Consider the following 23,977-nt stretch of genomic DNA (forward strand, 5'->3'; position numbering starts at 1 on the left):
GTACAGATTCCATCGCAACAGGATAAACTCCGTCCACTTTCCGCCCGTCATCAGGAATGCCCTTCATGCGCCAACCGGACATCGAGATCTATCTCAGGGACGCCGACCATCAGGCCGTGGTCGCCTGGCTGGAACAGGCCATCGGCCCCTGCACGCCCTGGCAACGCAAGGGGCAGACCTTCAAGTGCCTGAGTGGCGACGTCGAGGTGACCTGGCTGCCGCAGGCGGTGGGCAAGTGGCACAGCCTGTACCTGGAAAGCGACGCGACGCCCTGGGCGGACGATCTGGCCTGCGCGCAGGCGGCCCATGCCGCGCTGGGCGTGGAAGTGCGCTGCTCGCCGGGGAGCTGGGACGAGAAACAGGGCGAGGAAGACGCCGACCGCTGGCTGCGGGTCAGCGACGAGGGTGTCACGGAGATTGCCTGGCGCACGGGCTGAGACGGATCGCGACGGTACAACGCCGCCCCGCAGGGCGGTCAGCGCCTTACTGGCCACCTTGCCCCGCGCCTCACCGGAATGAAAAAGCCCGCCATTCGGCGGGCTTTTTTGAGTCAGAGCGCGGCGACGTCTTCGGCCTGCAGGCCCTTCTGGCCCTGGATCACGGCGAACTCGACCTGCTGCCCTTCGTTCAGGGAACGGTGCCCTTCGCCGCGAATGGCGCGGTAATGGACGAACACATCGGCGCCGCCCTCGCGCTGAATGAATCCGTAGCCCTTGGCGTCATTGAACCACTTGACGGTGCCTACTTCACGATTAGCCATCTTTACCACATCTCCAACTGAGCAATTTTTATTAGAAGTGGCGCCCTCGAATCCATCGAGGGGCCTGTGCGCCCGTGAGGCCGGCGAGACTCAGCTCCCCCTGAGAAGGCTCCCTCGCCGAACCGGACGCGGGGGCAGTATTCAAGAAACCGCCAGCCCTGAAAAGAGCTTTTCCGCCAAATGATGGCCTAATGCCTTAACTAGGGAAGCGCCCGGCCGGCCACGTGGTAGGCCGCCAGTTCCCGCTCCAACAGGGAAACTTGCCAGTATTCAAGTCGATACAACCAACCGGCACGTCCCGCCTGCTGGTCGGCGGGCAGGCCGGCGCCGGGGGCGAGCGTCAGCCAGTGAAAGCTCCTGTGACGATAAACCGCACCCTCGACCCTTGCACCGCCCTGGGTGCGCAGCGTGAAGCGCAGCCGGGGACGCTTGCTGAAGGCCAACTGGTCGGCGGGCACCACCTCGCTGAAACGCAGGTCGGCGAACACCGCGAGCAACTCCTCCAGCGCCTGCGCTGCCGGCGCCTCGCCACCGGGCAACTGTTCCAGGCGCATCGGCGCATCGCCATGCCGGAAGAACACCAGCTGCGATCCGTTGGCCTTGTGCAGCTGCAGTTCGCGCAGCTCGGCGAGCGGCACGGCAAGCAGCCGGCGGTCCAGCCAGTTCAGTTCCTGCAGCGGCAACGGCAACGGCCCGTCCACGCGCCAGGGCCGGGCCTCGTCGCCCAGGTACAGCAGGCGCCCTTCGGGGTTCGGCTCGCTGACCAGGTACAGCCGCTGCGGCGCGGCCTGGTCGCGGCGCAGGGTGATGCGGATATCGCGCGGCACCGTTGCGGCGGCGACGTGCTCCAGCGGCTGCGCAGTGGCCAACGCGGCCAGAAAGGACCGCACCAGGGTCTGGTCGGCCGGGTAGCCGGCCTTGTCGATTAGCACCCAGAGCGGTCCCTGGCGGGCCAGACGCACCGGCGGCTGGCCATCGCGGCGCAGCTCCAGCCCGTCGAGCTGCTCTAGCTCCTCGGTCCAGGGCGCGGCGTCCGCCGCCAGCGGCAGCAGCAGAACGAGCGCCAGCCAGGCTTTCATCAGGCCCGCCGCCGGCGCCAGAACCACAGGCCCAGCGCGCCGAGCGTCAGCAGCAGCGGCACCAGGGCGATGTTGACGAACTTCAGCGTCCGTCCCAGCGCCTCGATGTCGGCATTGAGCCGATAGTTCACCTCGCGCAGTTCCTTGCGAATACGCAGCTTCTCGTCGAGGAAGCGGCGCACCGCCGACTCCTGTTCGGCGTTCAGCTCGTCATCCGCGCCGCGCTGCAGTTGCGCCAGTTGGCGCTCGGTGTCCGCCAGCCGCTGCTGCAGCCGCTGCTCCTGCTCCAGGAAGCGGGTTTCCGCCTGCCGTTGCAGCGCCTGCACCACCTCGAACGGACGCTGGTAACGGCCCCGCGAGCGCACGCTGATCAGCGCCGGCGAGCCGGCCAGGTTGTCCAGCGCATTGATGACGAAACCGGCGTTGTCAGCGAACGGCTGCGGCACACGCTGACCGAAGAACTGCTGCACCTGCACCCACAGGTGATCGCTGAGCAGATCGGTGTCGGCGACCAGGATCAGGTCGATGCGCTCGGCTGCCTTCAACCCATCCTGGCGGCCCTCGATGCCGTCCGGATAGGCAGAGCGCGCCGGTCCGTCGATGCGCGCGGCCAGCACCTTGCGCTGGCCATCCGGGCGCAGGTCACGCAGCAGCTCCTCGGGATTGCCGAGCATGCCCAGGCGTTTGGCGTCCACCGGCATGCTCAGCGGCGAGCTGCGCAGCAGCGGCGTGAAGCGGGTGGTGGCCTCCGCCAGCGGTTCGAGCAGACCGGCGCTGGCCAGGTTGAGCACTTCCAGATCGGCGCTGACCACGTCGTCCTGGTCGAGCGCCTCGGCCGGCAGGCTCACCCAGGCCGGATGGCGCACCGCGCGACCGCCACCCATGCCGACGCTCATGCCGTAACCGGCATCGGCCAGCACCTGATCGGGCAACAGGCGCACGCCCCAGGCGGCCAGCAGTGGATCGAGACGGGAGGCGCGCTCGATGTCCTCGCCGGGGAAGCCGCTGCCGGTATCGGCCTCACTGTAGGGATCGACGAAGGCCAGCAGCTTGCCACCGCGCAGCACGAACTGGTCGATGGCATACAGTGTCTGCTGCGGCAGCTGCTTGGGATGCACCAGCATCAGCACCGAGACATGCGCCGGAATCTCCTCGGTGGCGCTGTCCAGGCGTTCGAGGCGAAACAGCTGGCGAATCTCCTCCATGACCATCCAGGGCGCGGTGGGCTGGCGGGCCAGCATGTCGAAGCCGCCATTGAGCGGCAGCCCGGACAGCACGCCGACCACCGGCAGCTCACGCTGCACCAGGCCGTTGATCAGCCGGCTGATCTCGTATTCGAGAAACTCTTCGCGATCCAGCGCGAAGAACGGGATGACCTGCCGATCGCCCCGCGCATTGCTGGCCACCAGCCCGAAATACACCTGCTCGCCGCCGGCGTTCAGCGGCACCGCCTGCAGGCCGGCCTCGGCGGCCTGGTCCTCCTGTTCGGAGAAGGCCTCGGGATCGATCAGCTGCAGGTTCAGCTTGCCATCGGCGGCGCGCACGTAGGTGCGCAGCAGCTCCTCGACGCGCCGCGCCTGGTTGCGCAACGCCGGCAGCTCGCCGGTGGCCTGGTCGGAAAAGAACAGGCGCAGGGTCAGCGGCTCGTCGAGCGAGTCGAGGATCTGCCGGGTGCCCGGCGACAGGGTGTAGAGCTTCTGCTCGGTCAGATCCAGGCGCGCGCCGCTCAGCAGTGCGCCGGACAGTCCGTTGAAGAGCAGGAAGGCCACGGCGATGAGCAGCAGCCCGAGTCCGGAATACAGGATGCGTTTCATGGGTCAGTCCGCCTTCTTCAGATCGATCACCACCGCCGTGGCGGCCAGCCAGGCGGCGATGAAGCTGAGGAAATACAGCAGGTCGCGCAGGTCGATCACGCCCTTGCTGATTGCGTCGAAGCGCACCAGGAAGCTCAGCGAGGCCACCGCGTCGACCAGCCCCTGCGGCGCCCAGGCGCTGAACAGGTCGAGCACCATCGGAAAGCCGCTGACGATGAACAGGAAGCAGACGCTGACCGCAAGGATGAAGGCGATCACCTGATTGCGCGCCAGCGCCGACATGCAGCCGCCCACCGCCAGGTAGCTACCGGCCAGCAGCCAGCTGCCCAGGTAGCCGGTGAGGATGGCGCCGTTATCCGGCTCGCCCAGGTAGTTGACGGTCAGCACCATCGGGAAGGTCAGCAGCAGCGCCAGCCCGGCGAACACCCAGGCGGCGAGGAACTTGCCGGCCACCGCCTCGGCGCGGCGGATCGGCAGGGTCATCAGCAGCTCGATGGTGCCGGACTTGCGCTCCTCGGCCCACAGGCGCATGGCGACGGCCGGCACCAGGAACAGGTACAGCCACGGGTGGAAGCCGAAGAACACACCCAGGTCGGCCTGGTTGCGCTCGTAGAAGCCCCCCAGGTAGAAGGTGAACACCCCGGACAGCACCAGGAAGATCACCAGGAACACGTAGGCCAGCGGCGTGGCGAAGTAGCTCGCCAACTCGCGGCGGAAGATCACCGACAACTGCCTCATGCCGCTTCTCCCCGGGTCAGGTTGCGGAACACCTCGTCCAGCCGGCCGCGCTCGACGTCCAGCTCGCGCACCGTCCAGCCGCGCTGGCGGATCAGTTCGCTGACCTGCGGGTAGATCACCTGCCCCGGCTCGGCCAGCAGCGTCAGGCTGTGCTCGTGGGCGTTGCGCTCGACGCCCGCCACGCCGGGCAGGGCGCGCAACGCCTCGGCGTCCAGTGCCGCGTCGCTGACCAGCGTCACCGCCTGGTGGTAACGGGAGCGGCGCTCCAGCTCCAGCGGCGTGCCATCCGCCACCAGCCGGCCGTTGGCGATGACCACCGCGCGGGAGCACAGGGCGCCGACCTCTTCGAGGATGTGGGTGGAAATGATGACGATCTTGTCCGCGGCCAGCCCGCGGATCAGCTCGCGCACCTGGTGCTTCTGATTGGGGTCCAGGCCATCGGTGGGCTCGTCGAGGATCAGCACCTGCGGATCGTGCAGGATCGCCTGGGCCAGGCCGACGCGGCGCTTGAAGCCCTTGGACAGAGTGTCGATGGTCTGCCCCAGCACCTCGCCCAGTTCCAGCTGTTCGACCACGCGGGCCACGCGGCGGCGTTTTTCCTCGCCCCGATTGCCGCGCACCTCGGCGATGAAGTTCAGGAACGCACCGACGCGCATGTCCTCGTAACAGGGCGCGCCTTCGGGCAGGTAGCCGATCAGCCGCTGGGCCTGACGGGCGTGGGTGCGGATGTCGAAGCCCTGGATCAGGGCGGTGCCCGAGCTGGGCGCCAGGAAGCCGGTAAGCATCTTCATGGTGGTGGACTTGCCGGCGCCGTTCGGTCCGAGGAAGCCCAGCACTTCGCCGGGGTGGATGCTCAGCGACAGGTCGTCGACCGCCGTGTGGCGGGCGAATCGTTTGGTCAGGTTGCGCAGTTCGATCATGGCCTTGTTATCCGTGCCTGCAAACGCCGGCGGACTATAGAAGCAGCCCGGCGGCACTGGCAAGACGCCAGCGGCCAGCGCACAAGGCGTTCAAGGCCATGTGTTGCCGCGTTTTGCGCTTTTCCACCGCCCTGCCATGGGGCACACTAGCGCCTCCCGAGCAATTGCTCGTTTGACTCGAACGCTCGTATGACCCGCTTCCCCTTTAGCCGCCTGCTAGTCGGCAGCCTGCGCCGCCTGCTGTATCTGTGGGTGCGCTCCGAGACCATCGGCCAATCCGCCATGTCGCTGGATCTCGATCGCAGCAAACCGGTTTTCTATGTGTTGCAGACGCCATCCCTGAGCGACCTGATGGTGGTCGAGCAGGAATGTCTGAAAAACGCCCTGCCCCGTCCGCTGGCCCAGGTGTCCATGGAAGGTCATCAGGAACCGGAAGCCTGCTTCTTCCTCGACGCGCCGTCGCGCTGGCTCGGCCGACGCAGCAAGCCGGTGATCGCACCGACGCTGACCCGCCTGGTCACTCTGGTCAGCCAGAACGCCCTGGCCGAGGCGCAGATCGTGCCGGTCAGCGTTTACTGGGGTCAGTCACCGGCCCGGGAAACCAGCCCGTGGAAGCTGCTGTTCGCCGACAGCTGGGCGGTCACCGGGCGGCTACGCAAGCTGCTGACCATCCTGTTCCTCGGCCGCAAGACCCGCGTGCAGTTCTCCACGCCCATCCAGCTGCGTGAACTGGTCAGCCAGGGCAAGGGCGCCGAGCGCACCCAGCGCATGGCCCACCGCATCCTGCGCGTGCATTTCCGTACCCAGAAGGCCGCGGTCATCGGCCCGGACGTCTCGCACCGGCGCAACCTGGTCAAGGGACTGGTGCATGCCCCGCTGGTACGCGAAGCGATTGCCGCCGAGGCCGAACGCGACGGCCTCAGCCTGGAGAAGGCCGAAGCCCGTGCGCTGCGCTACGGCAACGAGATCGCCTCGGACTACGCCTACACGGCGATCCGCTTCCTGGAACTGGTGCTGACCTGGTTCTGGAACAAGATCTACGACGGCGTGCAGGTCAACAACGTGGAAGGCGTGAAGACCATCGCCCACGGCCACGAGATCATCTATGTGCCTTGCCACCGCAGCCACATCGACTACCTGCTGCTGTCCTACCTGCTGTTCAGGAACGGCCTGAGCACGCCGCACATCGCCGCCGGCATCAACCTCAATATGCCGGTGATCGGCGGCCTGCTGCGCCGCGGCGGCGCCTTCTTCATGCGCCGCACCTTCAAGGGCAACCCGCTGTACACGGCGGTGTTCAACGAATACCTGCACACCCTGTTCAACCGCGGTTTCCCGGTGGAGTACTTCGTCGAGGGCGGCCGCTCGCGCACCGGGCGCACCCTGCAACCGAAGACCGGCATGCTGGCCATCACCCTGCGCAGCTTCCTACGCTCGAACCGCCTGCCGATCGCCTTCGTTCCGGTGTACATCGGCTACGAGCGCGTGCTGGAGGGGCGCACCTACCTGGGTGAGCTGCGTGGCGCGGCGAAGAAGAAGGAATCCGTCGGCGACCTGTTCCGCGTGCTCGGCGCGCTGCGCCAGCGCTTCGGCCAGGTCTCGGTGAACTTCGGCGAGCCGATCCGGCTGGCCAGCTTCCTCGACCGGCAACAACCGGACTGGCGGCAGAACAGCGGTGGACCGGACTACCGTCCCGAGTGGCTGAACGCCGTGACCAACCGCCTGGGCACCGAGGTGGCGCGTCATATCAACGAGGCGGCGGCGATCAACCCGGTCAACCTGGTGGCCATGGTCATGCTCTCCACCAGCAAGCTGGCCATTGACCGCGCCGGCCTGGCCAGCGTGCTGGAGGCCTACCAGACGCTGCTGCGCCGGGTGCCCTACTCACCGCACACCACCGTGCCGCAAGGCAACGGCGAGACGCTGATCCAGCATGTGCTGGACATGGAGCTGATCGACAGCCAGCGCGATTCGCTGGGCGAGATCATCTACCTGAACGAACAGCACGCGGTGCTGATGACCTACTACCGCAACAACGTGTTGCACATCTTCGCCCTGCCCGCCCTGCTGGCCAGCTTCTTCCAGAACAGCGGGCGCATCAGTCGCGAGCAGATCCTGCGCTACACCCGCGCGCAGTATCCGTATCTGCAGGCGGAGCTGTTCATCCGTTTCGACGCCGAAGAGCTGGAAGCGGCCGTCGACCAGTGGCTGGACGCGTTCGTCGACATGCAGCTGCTGCGCCGCGAGGACGACGTGTTCATCCGCCCGGCGCCAAGTTCCGGGCAGTTCGTGCTGCTCACCCTGCTGTCGCGCTCCATCGTGCAGACCCTGCAGCGCTTCTACATGACCATCGCGTTGATCCTCGACCACCCGCAGCAGTCGCTGACGGCCGAGGAACTGGAAAGCCTGTGCTCGGTGATGGCCCAGCGCCTGTCGATCCTGCATGGCCTAAATGCGCCGGAGTTCTTCGACAAGACGCTGTTCCGCCACTTCATCGCCACGCTGCTGGAACAGGGCGTGCTGCGCACCGACGCCGAAGGCAAGCTCAGCCACCATCCCAAGCTGGGCGAACTGGTGGAAAGCGTGGCCAAGCGCATGCTGCCGGCTGAAGTGCGCCTGTCGATTCGCCAGGTCACCCTGGATCGGCAGCGCAGTCCGCAGCCGGACAATGTCGAGCCATAACCCAACCTCCCCTCTCCCTCGATGGGAGAGGGGTCAGGGGGAGAGGGTGGACAGGCACCGAGCCCCCTTCACAGCGGTAACTTCCCCTGCTCGCCCCGCCGCCGCGCCGCCTCGTTGAGCAGGTGACCCTCGCCCTCGCGGTAGCTCAAGCGGCCTTCGTGCAGCCGGGCCGGCGCGGTGTACGGGTGTTCGATGGGCGGCTTGTCGTCGAGGATATGCAGCACCTGGAAACCCCGTAGCTGCAGCACATCCGCGACCAGCGAACGGTGGCAGCGCCACCAGAGCACCTCGGCGCACATCAGGACGGTGCGCTTGCGCGCCACCAGCGCCAGCAGGCGTGCCAGACCGGCGGCGAACTCATCACTGGCCAGGTGATCCGCGTAGCCGCGAAACGCGCTGTTGCGCCAGGCATCGTTGGGCGAGTCCGCCAGCGGCCGGCGCCGGCCGCCCAGCTCGCCGAACCACTGATACTCGATGCCGCGCTCGGCCAAGCGCTGCGCCAGCGCCTCGGCACCGAACTGCGGCCAGCGCCGCGAGCCGGGAAAGCGCCGCACATCGGCCAGCGCTTCGATGCCGTGCCGTTCCAGCAGGGCCAGAAAGCGCTCCACCGGCAGGTTGGAATGACCGATGGTCCACACGCGGGCCGGCATCAGTCGTCGAGCCGGGTCAGCGCAGCTTCCTTGTGCATGGCGATGTGCTCGGTCTTGTCGCTCTGGATCTCGTACTGCGGACTGTCCGCGCTGGCATGGCGGGGATGGCCCTTGTACTCGGTGTCGCGGGTATGCACGCGGGTGATCCGCCCGCTCACCCGGCCGGCTTCGGAGTTCCAGCTGACGTGGTCGCCGATCTTGAATCGGGGTGGCATGGCTCTCTCCTCCCATTGGCTGCTCGGTGGGAAATCGCTGCGCGAGGGGGCTCTCGCTCTGGTGCCGACGGGTTGGGGGCCAACGTGAACGTTGCCCACCCTACGACCCGCCATCCGCCTCGAAGTTGAGCCTCAGCGCTTGGCGGCCCGGGCGCGCAGCACCAGCGCCACGCCGCCCAGCACCGCCACGGAGACCAGCGCCAGGCGCGGCGTGAAGGGTTCGGTGAGCAGCAGGCTGCCGCCCAGCGCGGCGAGAATCGGCACGCTGAGCTGCACGGTGCCGGCCTGTACGGCGGTCAGCCCGCGCAGCGCGCTGTACCAGATGGCGTAGCAGATGCCCGAAGCCAGGGCGCCGGACAGCACGGCATAGAACAGACCCATGGCCTCCCAGCGCGCATCGGCCAGCAGCACGCCGCTGAGCAGCAGCGCCAGCGGCGTGGCGCGCAGGAAATTGCCGGCGGTGGCCGCCAGCGGATCGCCCGCCGCCTGCCCGCGCAGCGAATACAGCGCCCAGGCCAGGCCGGAGCCCAGCATCAGCAGCGCCGCCAGCGGATCGGGCGAGGTGGCGCCGGGCAACAGCAGCACCAGCAGACCGCCGATCACCAGCACCAGCCCCGCCGTCTGCCAGCGGCCGAGACGCTCGCCGCGCCGCCAGGCGGCCGCCAGCATGCCGAGCTGCACGGCGCCGAACAGCAGCAACGCGCCAGTGGCGGTATCCAGCTGCACATAGGCGAAGGAGAAGGCGGCGGCGTAGACGAACAGCGCCAGCGCCGATCGCCAGTTGCCCTCGGGACGCCGCCGGCCGGCGCTGACCAGCAGCCAGAGCACCAGCGCGCCGGAGAGCAGGCGCACGCTGGTGAAGGTGGCGGCATCCAGCGCGCCGCTCTTCAGCGCCACCCGACAGAGCAGGGAATTGCCGGCGAAACCGAGCATGGCCAGCAGGGTGAGCAGCAGGATACGGGGCGCGGGCATGAGGACTCCTGTCGTTGGGCAGTCATGGTACATGGCCATCGCGCGTTTTGCGTTGGAGGGGCGGCGGGCACGCAACTTTGCAGGGCCGGCTTTACGCCGGCCAGCGGCGTGCCGGTTGCGCCCGGCGCAGGGTCTTAGCCGCGTCGGCCGGGATAAACCCGGCCCCACAGAGTGTTCGCCCAGAGCACCCTTGTGGGGCCGGCCTTACACCGGCCGTCGTTCCCACAAAGGGCCGGCGGCGCCGCGCTTAGCGAACCGGCGCGTCCTCGCCCTTGCGCACCCGGAACCAGGCCGCATACAGCGCCGGCAGGAACAGCAGGGTCAGCACGGTGGCGACGATCAGCCCCCCCATGATGGCCACGGCCATCGGCCCGAAGAACACGCTGCGCGACAGCGGGATCATCGCCAGCACCGCCGCCAGGGCGGTGAGCACGATGGGCCGGAAGCGGCGCACGGTAGCCTCGATGATGGCGCTCCAGCGGTCATGGCCGGCGGCGATGTCCTGCTCGATCTGGTCGATGAGGATCACCGAGTTGCGCATGATCATCCCCGACAGCGCGATGGTGCCGAGCATGGCCACGAAGCCGAACGGCTGCTGGAACACCAGCAGGAACAGGGTGACGCCGATCAGCCCGAGCGGCGCGGTGAGGAACACCATCACCGAGCGCGAGAAGCTGCGCAGCTGCAGCATCAGCAGGCTCAGCACCACCACCACGAACAGCGGCAGCCCGGCGTTCACCGACTTCTGGCCGCGCGCGGAATCCTCCACGGTGCCGCCGATTTCCAGCAGGTAGCCGTCGGGCAGACTGGCGCGCACCTCGTCCAGCGCCGGACGAATCTGGCCGATCAGCGTGGCCGGCTGCTCCTCGCCGTAGATGTCGGCGCGCACGGTCACCGTCGGCAGGCGGTTGCGGTGCCAGATGACGCCTTCCTCGAAGCCGTATTCGAGGGTCGCCACCTGGGACAACGGCACGCTCTGTCCGCTGTCGGTGGGCACCGCCAGGCTGGGCAGCAGGCTCAGCAGGCCGCGATCCTCCTCGCTGCCCCGCACCAGGATCTCGATCAGTTCGTTGCCCTCGCGGTACTGGCTGACCCGGCTGCCGGACAGCGAGGCCTGCAGGAAGCGCGACAGCTCGGCGGTGTTCACGCCCAGTGCGCGGGCGCGCTCCTGGTCGAGGTCCAGGTGAATGACCTTGCTGGGCTCCTCCCAGTCCAGGTGCACATTGGCCAAGTGGGGGTTGGCGCGTACCCGGGCGGCGACCTCGCGGGCCAGCCGGCGTACCTCGTCGATGTGCTCGCCACTGACGCGGTACTGGATCGGGTAGCCCACCGGCGGGCCGTTCTCCAGACGCGAGACCCGGCTGCGCAGGCTCGGGAACTGCTCCGCCAGGGTCTCGATCAGCCAGGCGCGCACTGACTCGCGTGACTCGATGCTGTCGGTCAGCACCACGAACTGGGCGAAGCTGGTGGCGGGCAGTTGCTGGTCCAGCGGCAGGTAGAAGCGCGGCGAGCCACTGCCCACGTAGGCGGTGTAGTTGTCGATTCCCGGCTGCGCGGCCAGCAGGGTTTCCAGCCGAGCCACTTCCGCTTCGGTGGCGCGCAGCGAGGCGCCCTCGGCCAGCTTGATGTCGACCATCAGCTCCAGGCGCGCCGAGGCCGGGAAAAACTGCTGCGGCACCAGGCGGAACAGCGCCAGCGCGGCGAAGAAGGCCAGCAGGGTCAGCAGCATCACCGTCTTGCGGCGGCGCACGCACCAGCCGACCACCCGGCGCACCCGTGCGTAGAACGGCGTGGCATAGGGATCGTGGGCCTGGCCGCCGAACTTGGCGGCGTGCAGCGAAGCCAGATCGGGCAGCAGGCGATGGCCCAGCCAGGGCACGAACATCACGGCGGCGATCCAGGACACCAGCAGGGCGATGGTCACCACCTCGAAGATCGAGCGGGTGTACTCGCCGGTGCTCGATTGCGCGGTGGCGATCGGCAGGAAGCCGGCGGCGGTGATCAGCGTGCCGGTGAGCATCGGGAAGGCCGTGCTGGTCCAGGCGAAGCTGGCCGCCTTGAGGCGGTCGTAGCCCTGCTCCATCTTGATGGCCATCATCTCCACCGCGATGATCGCGTCGTCCACCAGCAGGCCCAGCGCCAGCACCAGCGCGCCCAGGGAAATCTTGTGCAGGCCGATGTCCAGGTAGTACATGCAGGCGAAGGTCATCGCCAGCACCAGCGGGATGGACAGCGCCACCACCAGGCCGGTGCGCAGGCCCAGCGAGAAGAAGCTCACCAGCAGCACGATGATCACTGCCTCGGCGAGCACCTTGACGAACTCGCCCACCCCGGTGCGCACCGCCGCCGGCTGGTCGGACACCTTGCGCAGCTGCATGCCGGCCGGCAGGTTGGCCTGCAGGCGGGCGAATTCGCCCTCCAGCGCCTCGCCGAGTACCAGGATGTTGCCGCCGCCGCGCATGGACACCGCCAGGCCGATGGCATCCTCACCCATGAAGCGCATGCGCGGCGCCGGCGGATCGCTGAAGCCGCGATGCACCTCGGCCACGTCGCCGAGGCGGAAGGTGCGGTCACCGACGCGGATCGGGAAGTCGCGGATCTGCTCGACGCTTTCGAAACGCCCGCTGACCCGCAGCTGGATGCGCTCGCTGGCGGTCTCGAAGAAGCCGGCGGCGGCCACCGCGTTCTGCGCCTCCAGCGCCTGCTGCACGGCGATCAGCGGCAGGCCGAGGGTGGCCAGCTTGGTGTTGGACAGCTCGATCCAGATCTTCTCGTCCTGCAGGCCGATCAGCTCGACCTTGCCGACATGCTTGACGCGCTGCAGCTGCAGCTGGATGCGGTCGGCATAGTCCTTGAGCACCGCATAGTCGAAGCCGTCGCCGGTCAGCGCGTAGATGTTGCCGAAGGTGGTGCCGAACTCGTCATTGAAGAACGGGCCGATGGTGCCCGGCGGCAGGGTGTGGCGGATATCGCCGATCTTCTTGCGCACCTGGTACCAGAGATCGGGGATCTCGCTGGAGCGCAGGGCATCGCGGGCGATGAACGTTACCTGCGACTCGCCCGGCCGCGAGAAGGACACGATGCGCTCGTAGGCACCGGTTTCCATCAGCTTCTTCTCGATGCGTTCGGTGACCTGACGCGAGACTTCCTCAGCGCTGGCGCCCGGCCACTGGGTCTGGATGACCATCGCCTTGAAGGTGAACGGCGGGTCCTCGCTCTGGCCGAGCTTGGTGTAGGAGACGGCACCGACGATGCCGAGCAGGATCATCAGGTACAGGACGATCGAGCGGTTCTGCAACGCCCAGGCGGAGAGGTTGAAGTTCATGGCGAGTTACTCCGCGCGGGTCAGCTGGACCGGTCGGTTGTCGCGGTCCACCGGGCGCACCTTCTGGCCCTCGCGCAGCACCTGCACCCCGGCGGCCACCACCCACTCCTCCGCACGCAGGCCTTCGAGCACCGGCACGCGGACCTCGCCATAGGGCCCGACGCGCACCAGGCGGCGCTGCAGGGTCTGAGTGGCCGGGTCGACCACCCACACGAACGGCTCGCCACCCTCGGCGGACAGCGCCGAGAGCGGCACCGCCAGCGGCACGCTGTCGGCATGGCTGATCAGCACCCGGGCGCTCTGCCCGAGTTCGGCGGGCACGCCGTTTTCCTGGAAGGCCACACGCGCGGCGAAGGTGCGCGACTGGGGATCGGCGGCCGGGGCCAGTTCGCGGATCTGGCCGGTGAAACGGCGACCCGGCTGCGACCAGAGCTCCACCGCCACTTCCTGGCCGATACGGAAACGTTCCAGCGCCTGCTCCGGCAGGCTGATGGCCACTTCGCGTTCGCCATCGGCGGCCAGGGTGAATACCGTCTGCCCGGCGGCCACCACCTGGCCCACTTCGATGCGGCGGCTGGCGATCACGCCGTCTTGCGGGGCGCGCAGCACGGCGTAGGTGGCCTGGTTGCGCGCCACGTCGTACTGGGCGCGCACCTGCTGAAACTGGGCTTCGGCGGAACGATAGGTGTTGTCCGCGCTATCGAAGTGCGAACGGCTGACCAGCTGGCGCTCCAGCAGGGTCTGATAGCGGTCGCGCTCGGCGCGCGCCAGGTTCAGGTTGGCCTCGGCGGCGGCCATCTGTGCACGCACCGCCTCCAGCTGCAGGCGCACGTCCTGGGGATCCAGTTCGGCCAGCGGCTGGTCCTTCTTCACGCGCTCGCCGACTTCCACCAGACGTTTGGCCACCTTGCCGGCGATGCGAAAGGCCAGCTCGGGCTCGAAGCGCGCGCGCACCTCGCCGGGAAAGGCTTCCAGCAGCGCGGCAGCCGGCTGGGGCTGCACCACCATGGCCGGACGCGGCGGCGCTTCGACCTCCTGGTCGTTGCCGCAGGCAGCGAGCAGCGCAATCAGGGAAAAAGGCAGGGCGAGAGACAGGACATGACGGAGCATCGTGGATCCTTTCACGCATGGCGTTGGATTTGTTGTGCCGCGCATAGTAGAAATACTGAACTTCCCAGTCCAGTAACTTCCGCATGACCTCATCGACTCCCGGGCCAGGGCGCCCCAAAGACCCCGCCAAGCACCTGGCCATTCTCGAAGCCGCCAAGGCGCTGTTCCTGCGCCATGGCTACGAAGGCAGCAGCATGGAAGCCATCGCCCGCGAGGCCGGAGTGTCCAAGCTCACCGTGTACAGCCACTTCAGCGACAAGGACACGCTGTTCCTGGAGGCGGTGAAGGCCAAGTGCGAGGAACAGCTGCCGCAGCTGTTTCGCGACACCTATCAGGGCGAGCCGATCGAGACCTGCCTGCTGGTCATCGGTCGCGCCTTCCACAGCCTGATCAACAGCGAGGAATCCCTGGCCCTGCACCGCCTGATGTTCACCCTGGCCAGGCCCAATCCCCGGCTGGTCCAGCTGTTCTACGCCGCCAGCGCCCTGCGTGTGCTCGGCGAGCTGGAACGCCTGCTGCGCCAGGCCGACCAGGCCGGTCAGCTGCGCGTCGCCAATCCGCGCTCGGCCGCCGAACACTTCTGCGCCCTGCTCAAGGGCGGCCACCACTTCCGCCTGCTGATCGGCTGCGCCGAAGCGCAGAGCGCCGCCGAGGCCGAACACCATGTGCAGGAAGTGGTGGAGTTGTTTGTGCGGGCTTATCGGATCTGAGCCGCCCAGGAATCACTTCCATTGAGCTGGGTCGGTGCAGCGTGCGCGGCAAATCGTTAGCCTGCTCGGAGTTATCAGCACAGGAATTCACCCCATGACCCGTCTCAAGCAAAAAGTTGCCCTGATCACCGGCGCCGCCAGCGGCATTGGCCGCGCCACGGCCGAGCGCTTCGCCGTCGAGGGCGCGCGCGTAGTGATTGCCGATGTCCAGGACACACTGGGCCAGCAGGCAGCCGAGGCCATCACCGCCAAAGGCGGCGTGGCCGTCTACAAGCATCTGGACGTGGCCAGCGAAGGCGACTGGCAGCGGGTGGTGGCCGAAACGGTGGCCGAATTCGGCCGTCTGGATGTGCTGGTCAACAACGCCGGCATCGGCGACACCGGCCTGATCGAGGACACCGACCTGGCCACCTACGACCGCGTCATCGCCATCACCCAGACCTCGGTGTTCCTCGCCCACAAGGCGGCTTCCGCGGCGCTCAAGGCCAGCGGCAACGGCTCGGTGATCAACGTCAGTTCGATGTTCGGCATTGTTGGCGGCTTCGGCGCCTCGCCGGCCTACCACGCCGCCAAGGGCGCGGTGCGCCTGCTGACCAAGAGCACCGCGCTGGCCTGGGCCAAGCAAGGCGTGCGGGTCAACTCGGTACACCCGGGCTTCGTCGATACGCCGATCCTCGGCGAGACCGACCGCCAGATGCTCGCCGAAGTCACCCCCATGGGCCGCGTCGCCGCGCCGGAAGAGCTGGCCGGGGTGATGGTGTTCCTGGCCTCGGACGACGCGTCCTTCGTCACCGGTGCCGAGTTCGTGGTGGACGGCGGGTATACCGCGCGCTAAGGCGCGCCTCCGCACCTTGTGGGGCCGGCTTTACGCCGGCCAGCGGAGCCGAATGCCCCATCAGCGGTTTCGCCCCCCATCGGCCGGGGTAAACCCGGCCCCACAGGGACAAGGTTTTGCTTGTCCACCGCGTTGGCCGCCCTACCCCAGCTTCTTCAGCGCATAGATGTCGTAGCGGCTGGATTTGCCTTCCAGGCTGTAGCCTGGCTTCGGCCCGTCGATGATCGGCGCCTTGCGCGGGCGCTTGACCACCACGCGGTGGCTGGCCAGCGCCAGGGCGGCTTCCAGCAGCGCCGGCGCGTCCATGTCGTCGCCGACCAGCGGGCGGAACAGACGCATCTCCTTCTTCACCAGGGCGCTCTTGTCGCGGTGCGGGAACATCGGGTCCAGGTAGATGACCTGGGGCGGCTGGTCCGTCCACTGGCGCATCAGCTCGATGGCGTTGCCGGTCAGCAAGCGCATGCGCGCCATGATGTCGGCGACATCCGGCGCCCGCGCGGCACGCGCCAGGCCGTCTTCCAGCAGTGCGGCGATCACCGGCTGACGCTCGATCAGTTGCACCTCGCAACCCAGCGTGGCCAGCACGAACGCATCGCGCCCCAGCCCAGCGGTGGCATCCAGGACGCGCGGGCGAATGCCGGCCTGCACGCCGACCGCCTTGGCGATCATCTGCCCGCTGCCACCGCCGTACAGCCGCCGGTGCGCCGCCGCACCCTCGACGAAATCCACGCGCACCGGTCCCGGCGCACCGGGACCCAGTTCAGCCAGCTGCAGTCCCGCCTCGCCCAGCTGCAGGGCGAACGAGGCTTCCTGGTTCATCGGCAGGTTCAGCCGCGCGGCCCACTGGCGGGCCGCCTCGTCGAAGCGGGGCTCCAGGGCCTGGACACACAACAGGGATTCGGACATGGCATCGGCGAACTGAAAAAAGGCCGGGCATTGTGCCAGAGCAGGTTCAGCGGCACACGCCGAAGCCCCCGACCTGCAGATGGAAATGATCATGGTGCGCGGCGTCGTACTCGGGCCCCAGCACACCCTGGAAATGCTCGCAGGCCGCGTCCCGCACCGCGCGCAGGAAGCGCGCCTCGGCTCCAGCGCTCTGCCAGTGTCCGGACAGGCTGATGCTGCGGCCATCCGCCAGGCGGAAGGCGCCGACATCCAGGGCATTGGCGCTGGCGTGACGGCTCCAGCGCCGGCCGCCACCGATCCTGCGGCAGGCGAAACTGCCGAAGTGATCGACGCTCGTCACCGGCTGGCCGAGGATCTCCCTGGCCAGCGGCTGCAAGCCGTGGTGTTCGAACAGCGCATAGGACACCGCCAGCGAACAGGTAGCCAGGAAGCTGTCATTCAAGGCTGCCTCGCCGGCCTTTACCCGCACGACGTTGCGCAACGGGCAATCGGTGCCGAGCCGGCTGTCCGGCTGGCTGACATAGTCCAATTGCGAGCTGGCCAGCACCTGCGCGCAGAGCGCCGGATCGCGGCGCAACCGCCAGAGCCGCCAGCCGCTCAGCCAGTCGGGCGGCGCGCGCACATCCAGGGGCGTGCGCGGATCCCAGCGCGGCGGCAGTTCCAGCCAGCCACGCTGCACGGCCAGCGCCAGCCCCAGCGCCACGACCAGGAGCGCCAGCCACAGCCAGCGCACTCTCAGCTCCGGAACAGGTCGTTCAGGCGCTCGAAGGACATGGCCTGGCGCACTGCCTGGACGCTGCCACGGCGAGCCAGCTCGCTGGCGGCGTGGTAGAAGGCGCCGTAGGCGACCCGCGCCAGGCTGGAGCCGAGGCTGACCCTGCGCACGCCCAGCTCGAACAGGCCTTCCAGCGACATCTGCAGGCCGGGAATGCCGACTAGCACGTTGACCGGCTTGGGCGCCACGGCGCGCACCACGGCGAGAATCTGGTCGCGCTGGGTCACCCCCGGCGCGTAGAGCACGTCGGCGCCGGCCTCGGCATAGGCCTTCAGGCGCCGCAGGGTGTCGTCGATATCGGCACGCCCGTGCATGAAGTTTTCCGTGCGCGCGCAGAGCATGAAGGGGAAACCCAGGGCGCGGGCCGCCTCGGCGGCGGCATGTACCCGCTCGGCAGACTGTTCCAGTGGCAGGATCGGCGCCTGCGGATCGCCACTGGCATCCTCGATGGACGCGCCTACCAGCCCGACCCGCGCCGCCTCCTCGATGGTGCGCCGGCAGTCCTCGGCCGTCACACCGTAGCCATTTTCCAGGTCGGCAGTCACCGGCAGACCACTGGCCTGAACAATGGCGGCGGCATTGGCCAGGGCCTGCTCGCGGCTGACCTCGCCCATGCCATCCCGGTGCCCCAGCGAGAAGGCCAGCCCGGCACTGGTGGTGGCCAGGGCCTCGAAGCCCAGCCCGGCCAGCAGGCGAGCCGAGCCGGCGTCCCAGGGGTTGGGCAGCACCAGCAGGTGCGTACCGAAATGCAGATCGCGAAACACCTCGGCCCGTTGCGCTTGAGTCATCGCCATGGTCTTCCCCCGTCTAGTCGGCACTAGAACAGACCCAGCTGTTCCTCCGTCGGTTCGTCGGCAATGGTCGGCAACGCAGGCAGGCCGGGCAGTCGCTGGCACAGTCCGGCATGGAAACGCCGCGCCTGTTGCGGGGCCAGCAGGTTGTCCGGGGTGTGCAGGAACACGTAGGGCCGCCGCCCTTCCTCGATCCAGCCCGCCACTTTGTCGAGCCAGGGCTCCAGATAGGTCTGGTTGGCGTCCAGATCCGGGCCGCCGATGAAGCGCACCTGCGGATGGGCGGTGAACGCCGCCGGACGCACCGGCACACGCGGCTTCTTGGCCTGGGCGTGCAGCACGGCAGGATCGGAGGAGGTGCAGGCGAACAGCGCACGGGAATCCAGACAGATGCGCTCCACGCCACGTTCGTGCAGCAGCCGGTTGAGCTGGCGCTCTTCCTCGCCCTTGGCAAAGAAGGCGCGGTGGCGCACTTCCACGGCCACGGCGCGTCCCTGCAGGGCATCCAGCCAGTCGCTCAGCTCATGCAGGCGTTGCGGGCCGAAGGCGGCGGAAAGCTGCAGCCAGAGCGGACTGAGCCGCTCGCCGAGCGGCGCCAGCAGGTTCAGGAATTCACGGGTGGCGCCCAGGCGCTCGCGCAGATCGCCCTCGTGGCTGATGTCACGCGGCAGCTTGGCGCAGAAGCGAAAGCCCTGCGGCATGTGCTCGCTCCAGCGGCGCACGGTGTCGGCGGATGGCCAGGCATAGAAGGTGGTGTTGCCTTCCACGGCGTTGAAGACGCGGCAATAGTCGGCGAGGAAGTCGGCCGGCCGCGCCGACCGCGCATACAGCGAACCGCGCCAGCCCGTCTCGTTCCAGGACGGGCAGCCTAGGTAGTAGGGCAGCATGGAATTCCCCGAAATGACTCGGGGCGGGATTGTAGAGGAGCCGAGGGATCAGGCGTACAGGTCGATGTAATGCCGTACCGGCGCTTCATCCAGCAGCGCGGCGATGCGACTGTAGCTGGACAGGGCCTCCAGCACCTGGCCGCCGGGCGCAGCCAGGGGTGACAGGGTACGCAGCGTGCCGGGAGTACGCGCCATGCGTTCGAACTCCGCTTCGCTCGGCACCAGCGCCGTGCCCTCGATCAGCGCGGGCAGGCGGTCCATGTCGCCATCTTCGTCGACCGGGCGCGCACGGCCGGCACGCCGGGGGCGTGGCTGCTGGGAGAGAGGTTGGAATCGGTCGATACGCATGGCTGAGCCTCACAGGAGCCGCAACTCTATGCAGCGGCCGGCCTCGATGCAACGCGCAGCCCGTGACCCGCCACGCATCCTTGCGGATGAGACCGGCCGTGTCCGCCGCGGGTTCACCGCTTCGTGAGTTTCTAGGCTTTCGGCGTGGCGACCTGATCACGCAGGTAGACCGGCTGGGCCGCGTCGGCCGCCACGGCCTCGCCGCGCGCCCAGGCGAATTCGGCCAGGCGCAGCAGATCCTCGGCGTGCGGCAACAGGCCGGCATCCATGCCCAGCGCCGGGCGCACGGCCAGGCGCTCGGCGTAGCCCCAGCCGGTGCCGGCGCCGAACCAGTCGCCGGCGGCGCCGCGCGGCAGCGTCACCTGTTCGGGCGGCAGTACGGCCTCGACACCGGCCAAACGCATCTCGCCCGCCTCCAGGCGATAACAGCCCCAGTACACCTCGTCCATGCGCGCATCGATGGCCGCCGCCACCTGCTCGACGCCGCGCTCGCGGTAGGCGCGCTGGGCCAGCACCGCCAGGTTGGAGATGGGCAGCACCGGACGCTGCAGGGCGAAGGCCAGGCCCTGCACCACGCCGATGGCGATACGTACCCCGGTGAAGGCGCCCGGGCCGCGCCCGAAGGCGATGGCGTCCACGGCGGACAGTGCGATGCCGGCCTCGCCGAGCAGCTCCTGCACCATGGGCAGCAGACGCTGGGCATGCAGGCGCGGGATCACGTCGTAGCGGCTGAGCAGGCGGCCCTCGTGCAGCAGGGCAACGGAGCAGGCTTCGGTGGCGGTATCCAGGGCCAGCAGGGTGGTCATCGCATCGTCCGGTGGGGAAAAAAGAGGGCCGGCATTATAAGCCGGTCGGCCAGTTGCCTGGCCAGAAACGACGACGGCCCGCAAGCGGGCCGTCGTCGGATGCCGGGAGCCGATCAGCTCAGGGCGGCGAACACCTTGGCGGTGATCTCGTCCACCGAGCCGACGCCCGGAACCAGGCTGTACTTCGGCGTGCCTTCGGCGGCCGACAGCTTCTGGTAGAAATCCACCAGCGGCTTGGTCTGCGAGTGATAGATCGACAGGCGATGACGCACGGTCTCTTCCTTGTCGTCTTCACGCTGGACCAGTTCTTCACCGGTCACATCGTCCTTGCCAGCCACTTTCGGCGGGTTGTACTCGACGTGGTAGGTGCGACCGGAAGCCTGGTGGAAACGGCGGCCTGCCATGCGCTTGACGATCTCCTCGTCTTCCACGGCGATTTCCAGCACGTGGTCGATGGTCACGCCGGCGGCCTTCAGGGCTTCGGCCTGCGGAATGGTGCGCGGGAAGCCGTCGAACAGGAAGCCGTTGGCGCAATCGGACTGGGTGATGCGCTCCTTGATCAGGTCGATGATGATCTCATCGGAAACCAGGCCACCGCTGGCCATCACGTCCTTGACCTTCAGACCCAGCGGGCTGCCGGCCTTGACGGCGGCACGCAGCATGTCGCCGGTGGAGATTTGCGGGATACCGAACTTTTCGGTGATGAAACGGGCCTGGGTACCTTTGCCGGCACCGGGCGCACCCAGCAGAATCACACGCATCGTGGTAATGCTCCTTTTGGTAAACAAGAAGTCTAATAGCCCGTCAGAGGGCCAACCCGTTATAAGGGGCTGGGCAGTGGCGCGACCGAAAATGGTCGATCAAGATACACAGCGCCTATCCCGCGTACAAGCGCCACCCCGGCGCCACTCCTTCCCCTATCCCGTATTGCGCAGCCCGGCGGCGATACCCGCCACGCTGACCAGCAGCGCCTGCTCGACCGGCGGATGCACCTCCGCGCCGGTTTGCCGGGAACGCGCCAAAAGCTCGGCCTGCAGCAGATGCAGCGGATCCAGATAGGTGTTGCGCACACTGATGAACTCGAGGGTCTGCGGGTTGTGTTCGAACACCCGCGACTGACCGGTCAGATTCAGAACAGCTCGCTCCGCCTGCGACAATAGGTCGCGTAGTTCCTGGCCCAGCGGTCGCAGCTCGCCCCTCACCAGACGCTCATCGTAGAGCCGGGCGATCTCGTCATCGGCCTTGGCCAGCACCATTTCCAGCATGTCCAGCCGGGCGCGGAAGAATGGCCAACGTTCGCGCATCGCCTGCAGCAACGGTGCTTCGCCGCGCTGCAGCGCGTTGCGCAGCGCCGTTTCCCAGCCCAGCCAGGCCGGCAGCATCAGCCGCGTCTGGGTCCAGGCGAAGATCCAGGGAATGGCCCGCAGGCTTTCGATGCCGCCCTCGCGGCGCCGCGAGGGCCGACTGCCCAGCGGCAGGCGGGCCAGCTCCTGTTCGGGCGTGGCCTGACGGAAATAATCGAGGAACCCGGGGTGGTCGCGCACCACGCCCCGGTAGGCCGCCAGGGCATCGGCGGACAGGCGCTCCATTTCCTCCCGCCAGGCAGATTCGGGTTCCGGCGGCGGCGCCACGGTCGCCTCCAGCACGGCGGCCAGGTACAGCTTGAGGTTCTGCACGGCGATCTGCGGCAGGCCGAACTTGAAACGGATCATCTCGCCCTGTTCGGTGGTGCGGAAGCGCCCGGCCACCGAGCCCGGCGGCTGGGACAGGATGGCCGCGTGGGCCGGGCCGCCGCCGCGCCCCACGGTGCCGCCGCGACCATGGAAGAGCAGCAGCTCGACGCCCTGCTCCTGGCACAGCGCCACCAACTGTTCCTGGGCCCGATACTGCGCCCAGGCGGCGGCCAGGGTGCCGGCGTCCTTGGCCGAATCCGAGTAACCGATCATCACCTCCTGCGGGCCGGCGAGCCGGGCGCGATAGCTCGGCAGCTCCAGCAGGCGCGCCATCACCGCCCGCGCGCCACGCAGATCCGCGAGGGTTTCGAACAGCGGCACCACGCGCATCGGCCGACGCAGTCCGGCCTCCTTGAGCAGCAGTTGCACCGCCAGCACGTCCGAGGCGGCGCCGGCCATGGAAATGACATAGGAACCCAGGGCCGCAGCCGGCGTCGCCGCGATCAGCCGGCAGGTGGCGAGCACTTCGGCGTTATCCGGCTCCAGGGACTGATCGACCGGCAACAACGGGCGCGGGTTGTCCAGCTCGCGGACCAGGAAGTCCAGGCGCTGCGCTTCGTCCCAGTCCGAGTAATGGCCCAGGCCAAGGAAGCGGGTGATTTCGTCCAGCGCGGCCGCGTGGCGCCCGGCCTCCTGACGAATGTCCAGGCGCACCAGATGCAGGCCGAACACCGCCGCCCGGCGCAGGCAGTCGAGCAGGCGACCATCGGCGATCACCGCCATGCCGCATTCGCACAGCGAGCGGTAGCAGAGCGCCAGCGGCGCATACAGTTCGTGCTGCTCGCGCAACAGGCCTTCCGGCTCCGGCAGCACCTGGCGCAGGCTGGCCTCGGCCCAGTCGCGGGTGATGCGCAGGCGTTCGCGGAGCGGCTTGAGCAGCGTGCGGTACGGCTCGGGATGCTCGCCCACCGCGGCGCGCAGTTCGGCACTGGCGTCCTGCATGGACAGCTCGACCTGCAGCCGGTCGATGTCGCGCAGGTGCAGATCGGCCGCCATCCAGCGCGCCAGCAGCAGCACCTGGCGGCTGACCTCGGCGGTGACGTTCGGATTGCCGTCGCGGTCGCCACCCATCCAGGAGGCGAAGCGCACCGGCACCGCCTCCAGCGGCAGACGCTGGCCACAGTGGGTCAGGAGAGCATCGTCGAGATCGCGCAGCATGTCCGGCACCGCGCGCCACAGGGAATGCTCGATGACCGCGAAGCCCCACTTGGCCTCATCCAGCGGTGTGGGCCGCTGGCGGCGGATTTCCTCGGTGTGCCAAGCCTCGGCGATCAGCCGGCGCAGGCGCAGCCGGCTGGCGGCCCGCTCGCGCTCGGTGAGGTCGTCGTGATCGCTGGCGGCCAGTTCGGCGGCGATGGCGTCGTATTTCTGGATCAGGCTGCGGCGCGCCACTTCGGTGGGATGCGCGGTGAGCACCAGCTCGATATCCAGCCCGGCCAGCCGGCTCGCCAGCTCGGCGGGATCGGCGCCGCCGGCCCGCAGGCGCGGCAGCAGCTCGTCCAGCACGCGGTTCTCGAAGGGTTCCGGCTCGCCGGGCGCCTGGCGCCGCACCTGATGGTGCTGCTCGGCCATGTTGGCCAGGTTGAGGAACTGGTTGAAGGCGCGCGCCACCGGCAGCAGTTCCTCCTCGCGCAGGCCGTCCAGGGTGTCGCCGAGCTGGTCGGCGGCGGCCTGCGAGCCGCGCCGCGCGCCCTTGGCGCCGGTGCGGATGCGTTCGATCTTGTCCAGGAAGTCATCGCCCAGCTGGGCGCGAATGGTCTCGCCGAGCAGTTCACCCAGCAGGTGAACCTCTTCTCGCAGGCGTGCGTCGATTTCCGTCATGGCTGCTCCTCCGGGCGCGATGCATCCAGCCTGAACAGTGCGACAGACAATTACAAGCCGACGCGTCTGGCGTGGGCTGAACTAGCCTTGAATCAGACAA

Annotated in this window: 22 protein-coding genes; 4 read left to right on the forward strand and 18 right to left on the reverse strand. The window is 68.3% G+C overall.

The window, feature by feature from the left end:
- Positions 1-65 precede the first annotated feature (65 nt).
- The gene (locus tag VL129_RS16670) at positions 66-437 is read left to right on the forward strand and encodes a hypothetical protein (protein WP_325414712.1); all 372 of its coding nucleotides are present in this window, start codon (positions 66-68) and stop codon (positions 435-437) included.
- Positions 438-550: 113 nt separating this feature from the next.
- Here the strand turns inward: VL129_RS16670 and VL129_RS16675 are convergent, their stop codons facing one another.
- The 5 genes from VL129_RS16675 to VL129_RS16695 all read right to left on the reverse strand — a co-directional run bounded on the left by VL129_RS16675 (position 551) and on the right by VL129_RS16695 (position 5,311).
- Complete coding sequence (locus VL129_RS16675; RefSeq protein ID WP_325414714.1) at positions 551-760, reverse strand: cold-shock protein; 210 nt, start codon at positions 758-760, stop codon at positions 551-553.
- A 200-nt stretch (positions 761-960) separates the two neighbouring features.
- The gene (locus tag VL129_RS16680) at positions 961-1,839 is read right to left on the reverse strand and encodes a DUF4340 domain-containing protein (RefSeq protein WP_325414716.1); all 879 of its coding nucleotides are present in this window, start codon (positions 1,837-1,839) and stop codon (positions 961-963) included.
- A complete protein-coding gene (locus tag VL129_RS16685) occupies positions 1,839-3,653 on the reverse strand; it encodes a GldG family protein (protein WP_325414718.1) in 1,815 nt (604 codons plus the stop codon). The genes VL129_RS16680 and VL129_RS16685 overlap by 1 nt, the downstream gene beginning before the upstream one ends.
- Before the next feature lie 3 nt (positions 3,654-3,656).
- The gene (locus tag VL129_RS16690) at positions 3,657-4,391 is read right to left on the reverse strand and encodes an ABC transporter permease (protein WP_325414720.1); all 735 of its coding nucleotides are present in this window, start codon (positions 4,389-4,391) and stop codon (positions 3,657-3,659) included.
- A complete protein-coding gene (locus tag VL129_RS16695; RefSeq protein ID WP_325414722.1) occupies positions 4,388-5,311 on the reverse strand; it encodes an ABC transporter ATP-binding protein in 924 nt (307 codons plus the stop codon). Before VL129_RS16695 ends, VL129_RS16690 begins: the two co-directional genes overlap by 4 nt.
- 189 nt (positions 5,312-5,500) lie before the next feature.
- Here VL129_RS16695 and plsB point away from each other — a divergent pair, with 189 nt between their 5' ends.
- Complete coding sequence (gene plsB / locus VL129_RS16700) at positions 5,501-7,993, forward strand: glycerol-3-phosphate 1-O-acyltransferase PlsB (protein ID WP_325414724.1); 2,493 nt, start codon at positions 5,501-5,503, stop codon at positions 7,991-7,993.
- A gap of 68 nt (positions 7,994-8,061) precedes the next feature.
- Here the strand turns inward: plsB and VL129_RS16705 are convergent, their stop codons facing one another.
- From VL129_RS16705 to VL129_RS16725, 5 genes are all read right to left on the reverse strand, one after another.
- Entirely contained in the window at positions 8,062-8,643 is a 582-nt protein-coding gene (locus VL129_RS16705; RefSeq protein ID WP_325414726.1) for a DUF488 domain-containing protein, read from the reverse strand.
- Complete coding sequence (locus VL129_RS16710; RefSeq protein ID WP_325414728.1) at positions 8,643-8,858, reverse strand: hypervirulence associated TUDOR domain-containing protein; 216 nt, start codon at positions 8,856-8,858, stop codon at positions 8,643-8,645. The genes VL129_RS16705 and VL129_RS16710 overlap by 1 nt, the downstream gene beginning before the upstream one ends.
- A 132-nt stretch (positions 8,859-8,990) precedes the next feature.
- Positions 8,991-9,830, reverse strand: a complete 840-nt coding sequence (locus VL129_RS16715; protein WP_325414730.1) for a DMT family transporter — start codon at positions 9,828-9,830, stop codon at positions 8,991-8,993.
- A 247-nt stretch (positions 9,831-10,077) separates the two neighbouring features.
- A complete protein-coding gene (locus VL129_RS16720) occupies positions 10,078-13,155 on the reverse strand; it encodes an efflux RND transporter permease subunit (RefSeq protein ID WP_325414732.1) in 3,078 nt (1,025 codons plus the stop codon).
- A gap of 6 nt (positions 13,156-13,161) precedes the next feature.
- Positions 13,162-14,265 carry an efflux RND transporter periplasmic adaptor subunit gene (locus VL129_RS16725; RefSeq protein WP_325414734.1) on the reverse strand — a complete coding sequence of 368 codons (1,104 nt, stop codon included), beginning with the start codon at positions 14,263-14,265 and terminating at the stop codon, positions 13,162-13,164.
- Between the two features lie 83 nt (positions 14,266-14,348).
- On the opposite strand from VL129_RS16725, the gene VL129_RS16730 reads away from it, so the two are divergent.
- The gene (locus tag VL129_RS16730) at positions 14,349-14,975 is read left to right on the forward strand and encodes a TetR/AcrR family transcriptional regulator (protein ID WP_325414736.1); all 627 of its coding nucleotides are present in this window, start codon (positions 14,349-14,351) and stop codon (positions 14,973-14,975) included.
- Between the two features lie 94 nt (positions 14,976-15,069).
- Positions 15,070-15,810 (forward strand): SDR family NAD(P)-dependent oxidoreductase, encoded by a 741-nt coding sequence (locus VL129_RS16735; protein WP_325414738.1) that lies wholly within the window; start codon positions 15,070-15,072, stop codon positions 15,808-15,810.
- Between the two features lie 141 nt (positions 15,811-15,951).
- On the opposite strand, the gene VL129_RS16740 is transcribed toward VL129_RS16735, so the two are convergent.
- From VL129_RS16740 to ppc, 8 genes are all read right to left on the reverse strand, one after another.
- Positions 15,952-16,716: a class I SAM-dependent methyltransferase gene (locus VL129_RS16740; protein WP_325414740.1), complete on the reverse strand. Its 765-nt coding sequence runs from the start codon at positions 16,714-16,716 to the stop codon at positions 15,952-15,954.
- A 46-nt stretch (positions 16,717-16,762) separates the two neighbouring features.
- The gene (locus VL129_RS16745) at positions 16,763-17,455 is read right to left on the reverse strand and encodes an extensin-like domain-containing protein (RefSeq protein ID WP_325414851.1); all 693 of its coding nucleotides are present in this window, start codon (positions 17,453-17,455) and stop codon (positions 16,763-16,765) included.
- Positions 17,452-18,285, reverse strand: coding sequence for an isocitrate lyase/PEP mutase family protein (locus VL129_RS16750; protein ID WP_325414742.1), 834 nt, complete (start codon positions 18,283-18,285; stop codon positions 17,452-17,454). Before VL129_RS16750 ends, VL129_RS16745 begins: the two co-directional genes overlap by 4 nt.
- Positions 18,286-18,308: 23 nt before the next feature.
- Positions 18,309-19,169 (reverse strand): DUF72 domain-containing protein, encoded by an 861-nt coding sequence (locus VL129_RS16755; protein WP_325414744.1) that lies wholly within the window; start codon positions 19,167-19,169, stop codon positions 18,309-18,311.
- Between the two features lie 48 nt (positions 19,170-19,217).
- The gene (locus VL129_RS16760) at positions 19,218-19,430 is read right to left on the reverse strand and encodes a hypothetical protein (RefSeq protein ID WP_325414746.1); all 213 of its coding nucleotides are present in this window, start codon (positions 19,428-19,430) and stop codon (positions 19,218-19,220) included.
- 218 nt (positions 19,431-19,648) lie between these two features.
- Positions 19,649-20,323, reverse strand: a complete 675-nt coding sequence (gene tsaB, locus VL129_RS16765) for a tRNA (adenosine(37)-N6)-threonylcarbamoyltransferase complex dimerization subunit type 1 TsaB (protein WP_325414748.1) — start codon at positions 20,321-20,323, stop codon at positions 19,649-19,651.
- Positions 20,324-20,436: 113 nt separating this feature from the next.
- The gene (gene adk, locus VL129_RS16770; RefSeq protein ID WP_325414750.1) at positions 20,437-21,084 is read right to left on the reverse strand and encodes an adenylate kinase; all 648 of its coding nucleotides are present in this window, start codon (positions 21,082-21,084) and stop codon (positions 20,437-20,439) included.
- Positions 21,085-21,240: 156 nt separating this feature from the next.
- Positions 21,241-23,877 carry a phosphoenolpyruvate carboxylase gene (gene ppc / locus VL129_RS16775; RefSeq protein ID WP_325414752.1) on the reverse strand — a complete coding sequence of 879 codons (2,637 nt, stop codon included), beginning with the start codon at positions 23,875-23,877 and terminating at the stop codon, positions 21,241-21,243.
- Positions 23,878-23,977 lie beyond the last annotated feature (100 nt).

The sequence above is a fragment of the Pseudomonas sp. genome, assembly GCF_035497915.1.
In the GTDB taxonomy this organism is placed as follows: Bacteria; Pseudomonadota; Gammaproteobacteria; order Pseudomonadales; family Pseudomonadaceae; genus Serpens.

What these genes read in the sequence shown, in the direction of transcription:
- VL129_RS16670 (WP_325414712.1), top strand. Translation starts at nt 66, where the DNA reads ATGCGCCAACCGGACATCGAGATCTATCTCAGGGACGCCGACCATCAG.
- VL129_RS16675 (WP_325414714.1), bottom strand. Translation starts at nt 760, where the DNA reads ATGGCTAATCGTGAAGTAGGCACCGTCAAGTGGTTCAATGACGCCAAG.
- VL129_RS16680 (WP_325414716.1), bottom strand. Translation starts at nt 1,839, where the DNA reads ATGAAAGCCTGGCTGGCGCTCGTTCTGCTGCTGCCGCTGGCGGCGGAC.
- VL129_RS16685 (WP_325414718.1), bottom strand. Translation starts at nt 3,653, where the DNA reads ATGAAACGCATCCTGTATTCCGGACTCGGGCTGCTGCTCATCGCCGTG.
- VL129_RS16690 (WP_325414720.1), bottom strand. Translation starts at nt 4,391, where the DNA reads ATGAGGCAGTTGTCGGTGATCTTCCGCCGCGAGTTGGCGAGCTACTTC.
- VL129_RS16695 (WP_325414722.1), bottom strand. Translation starts at nt 5,311, where the DNA reads ATGATCGAACTGCGCAACCTGACCAAACGATTCGCCCGCCACACGGCG.
- plsB (WP_325414724.1), top strand. Translation starts at nt 5,501, where the DNA reads ATGACCCGCTTCCCCTTTAGCCGCCTGCTAGTCGGCAGCCTGCGCCGC.
- VL129_RS16705 (WP_325414726.1), bottom strand. Translation starts at nt 8,643, where the DNA reads ATGCCGGCCCGCGTGTGGACCATCGGTCATTCCAACCTGCCGGTGGAG.
- VL129_RS16710 (WP_325414728.1), bottom strand. Translation starts at nt 8,858, where the DNA reads ATGCCACCCCGATTCAAGATCGGCGACCACGTCAGCTGGAACTCCGAA.
- VL129_RS16715 (WP_325414730.1), bottom strand. Translation starts at nt 9,830, where the DNA reads ATGCCCGCGCCCCGTATCCTGCTGCTCACCCTGCTGGCCATGCTCGGT.
- VL129_RS16720 (WP_325414732.1), bottom strand. Translation starts at nt 13,155, where the DNA reads ATGAACTTCAACCTCTCCGCCTGGGCGTTGCAGAACCGCTCGATCGTC.
- VL129_RS16725 (WP_325414734.1), bottom strand. Translation starts at nt 14,265, where the DNA reads ATGCTCCGTCATGTCCTGTCTCTCGCCCTGCCTTTTTCCCTGATTGCG.
- VL129_RS16730 (WP_325414736.1), top strand. Translation starts at nt 14,349, where the DNA reads ATGACCTCATCGACTCCCGGGCCAGGGCGCCCCAAAGACCCCGCCAAG.
- VL129_RS16735 (WP_325414738.1), top strand. Translation starts at nt 15,070, where the DNA reads ATGACCCGTCTCAAGCAAAAAGTTGCCCTGATCACCGGCGCCGCCAGC.
- VL129_RS16740 (WP_325414740.1), bottom strand. Translation starts at nt 16,716, where the DNA reads ATGTCCGAATCCCTGTTGTGTGTCCAGGCCCTGGAGCCCCGCTTCGAC.
- VL129_RS16750 (WP_325414742.1), bottom strand. Translation starts at nt 18,285, where the DNA reads ATGGCGATGACTCAAGCGCAACGGGCCGAGGTGTTTCGCGATCTGCAT.
- VL129_RS16755 (WP_325414744.1), bottom strand. Translation starts at nt 19,169, where the DNA reads ATGCTGCCCTACTACCTAGGCTGCCCGTCCTGGAACGAGACGGGCTGG.
- VL129_RS16760 (WP_325414746.1), bottom strand. Translation starts at nt 19,430, where the DNA reads ATGGACCGCCTGCCCGCGCTGATCGAGGGCACGGCGCTGGTGCCGAGC.
- tsaB (WP_325414748.1), bottom strand. Translation starts at nt 20,323, where the DNA reads ATGACCACCCTGCTGGCCCTGGATACCGCCACCGAAGCCTGCTCCGTT.
- adk (WP_325414750.1), bottom strand. Translation starts at nt 21,084, where the DNA reads ATGCGTGTGATTCTGCTGGGTGCGCCCGGTGCCGGCAAAGGTACCCAG.
- ppc (WP_325414752.1), bottom strand. Translation starts at nt 23,877, where the DNA reads ATGACGGAAATCGACGCACGCCTGCGAGAAGAGGTTCACCTGCTGGGT.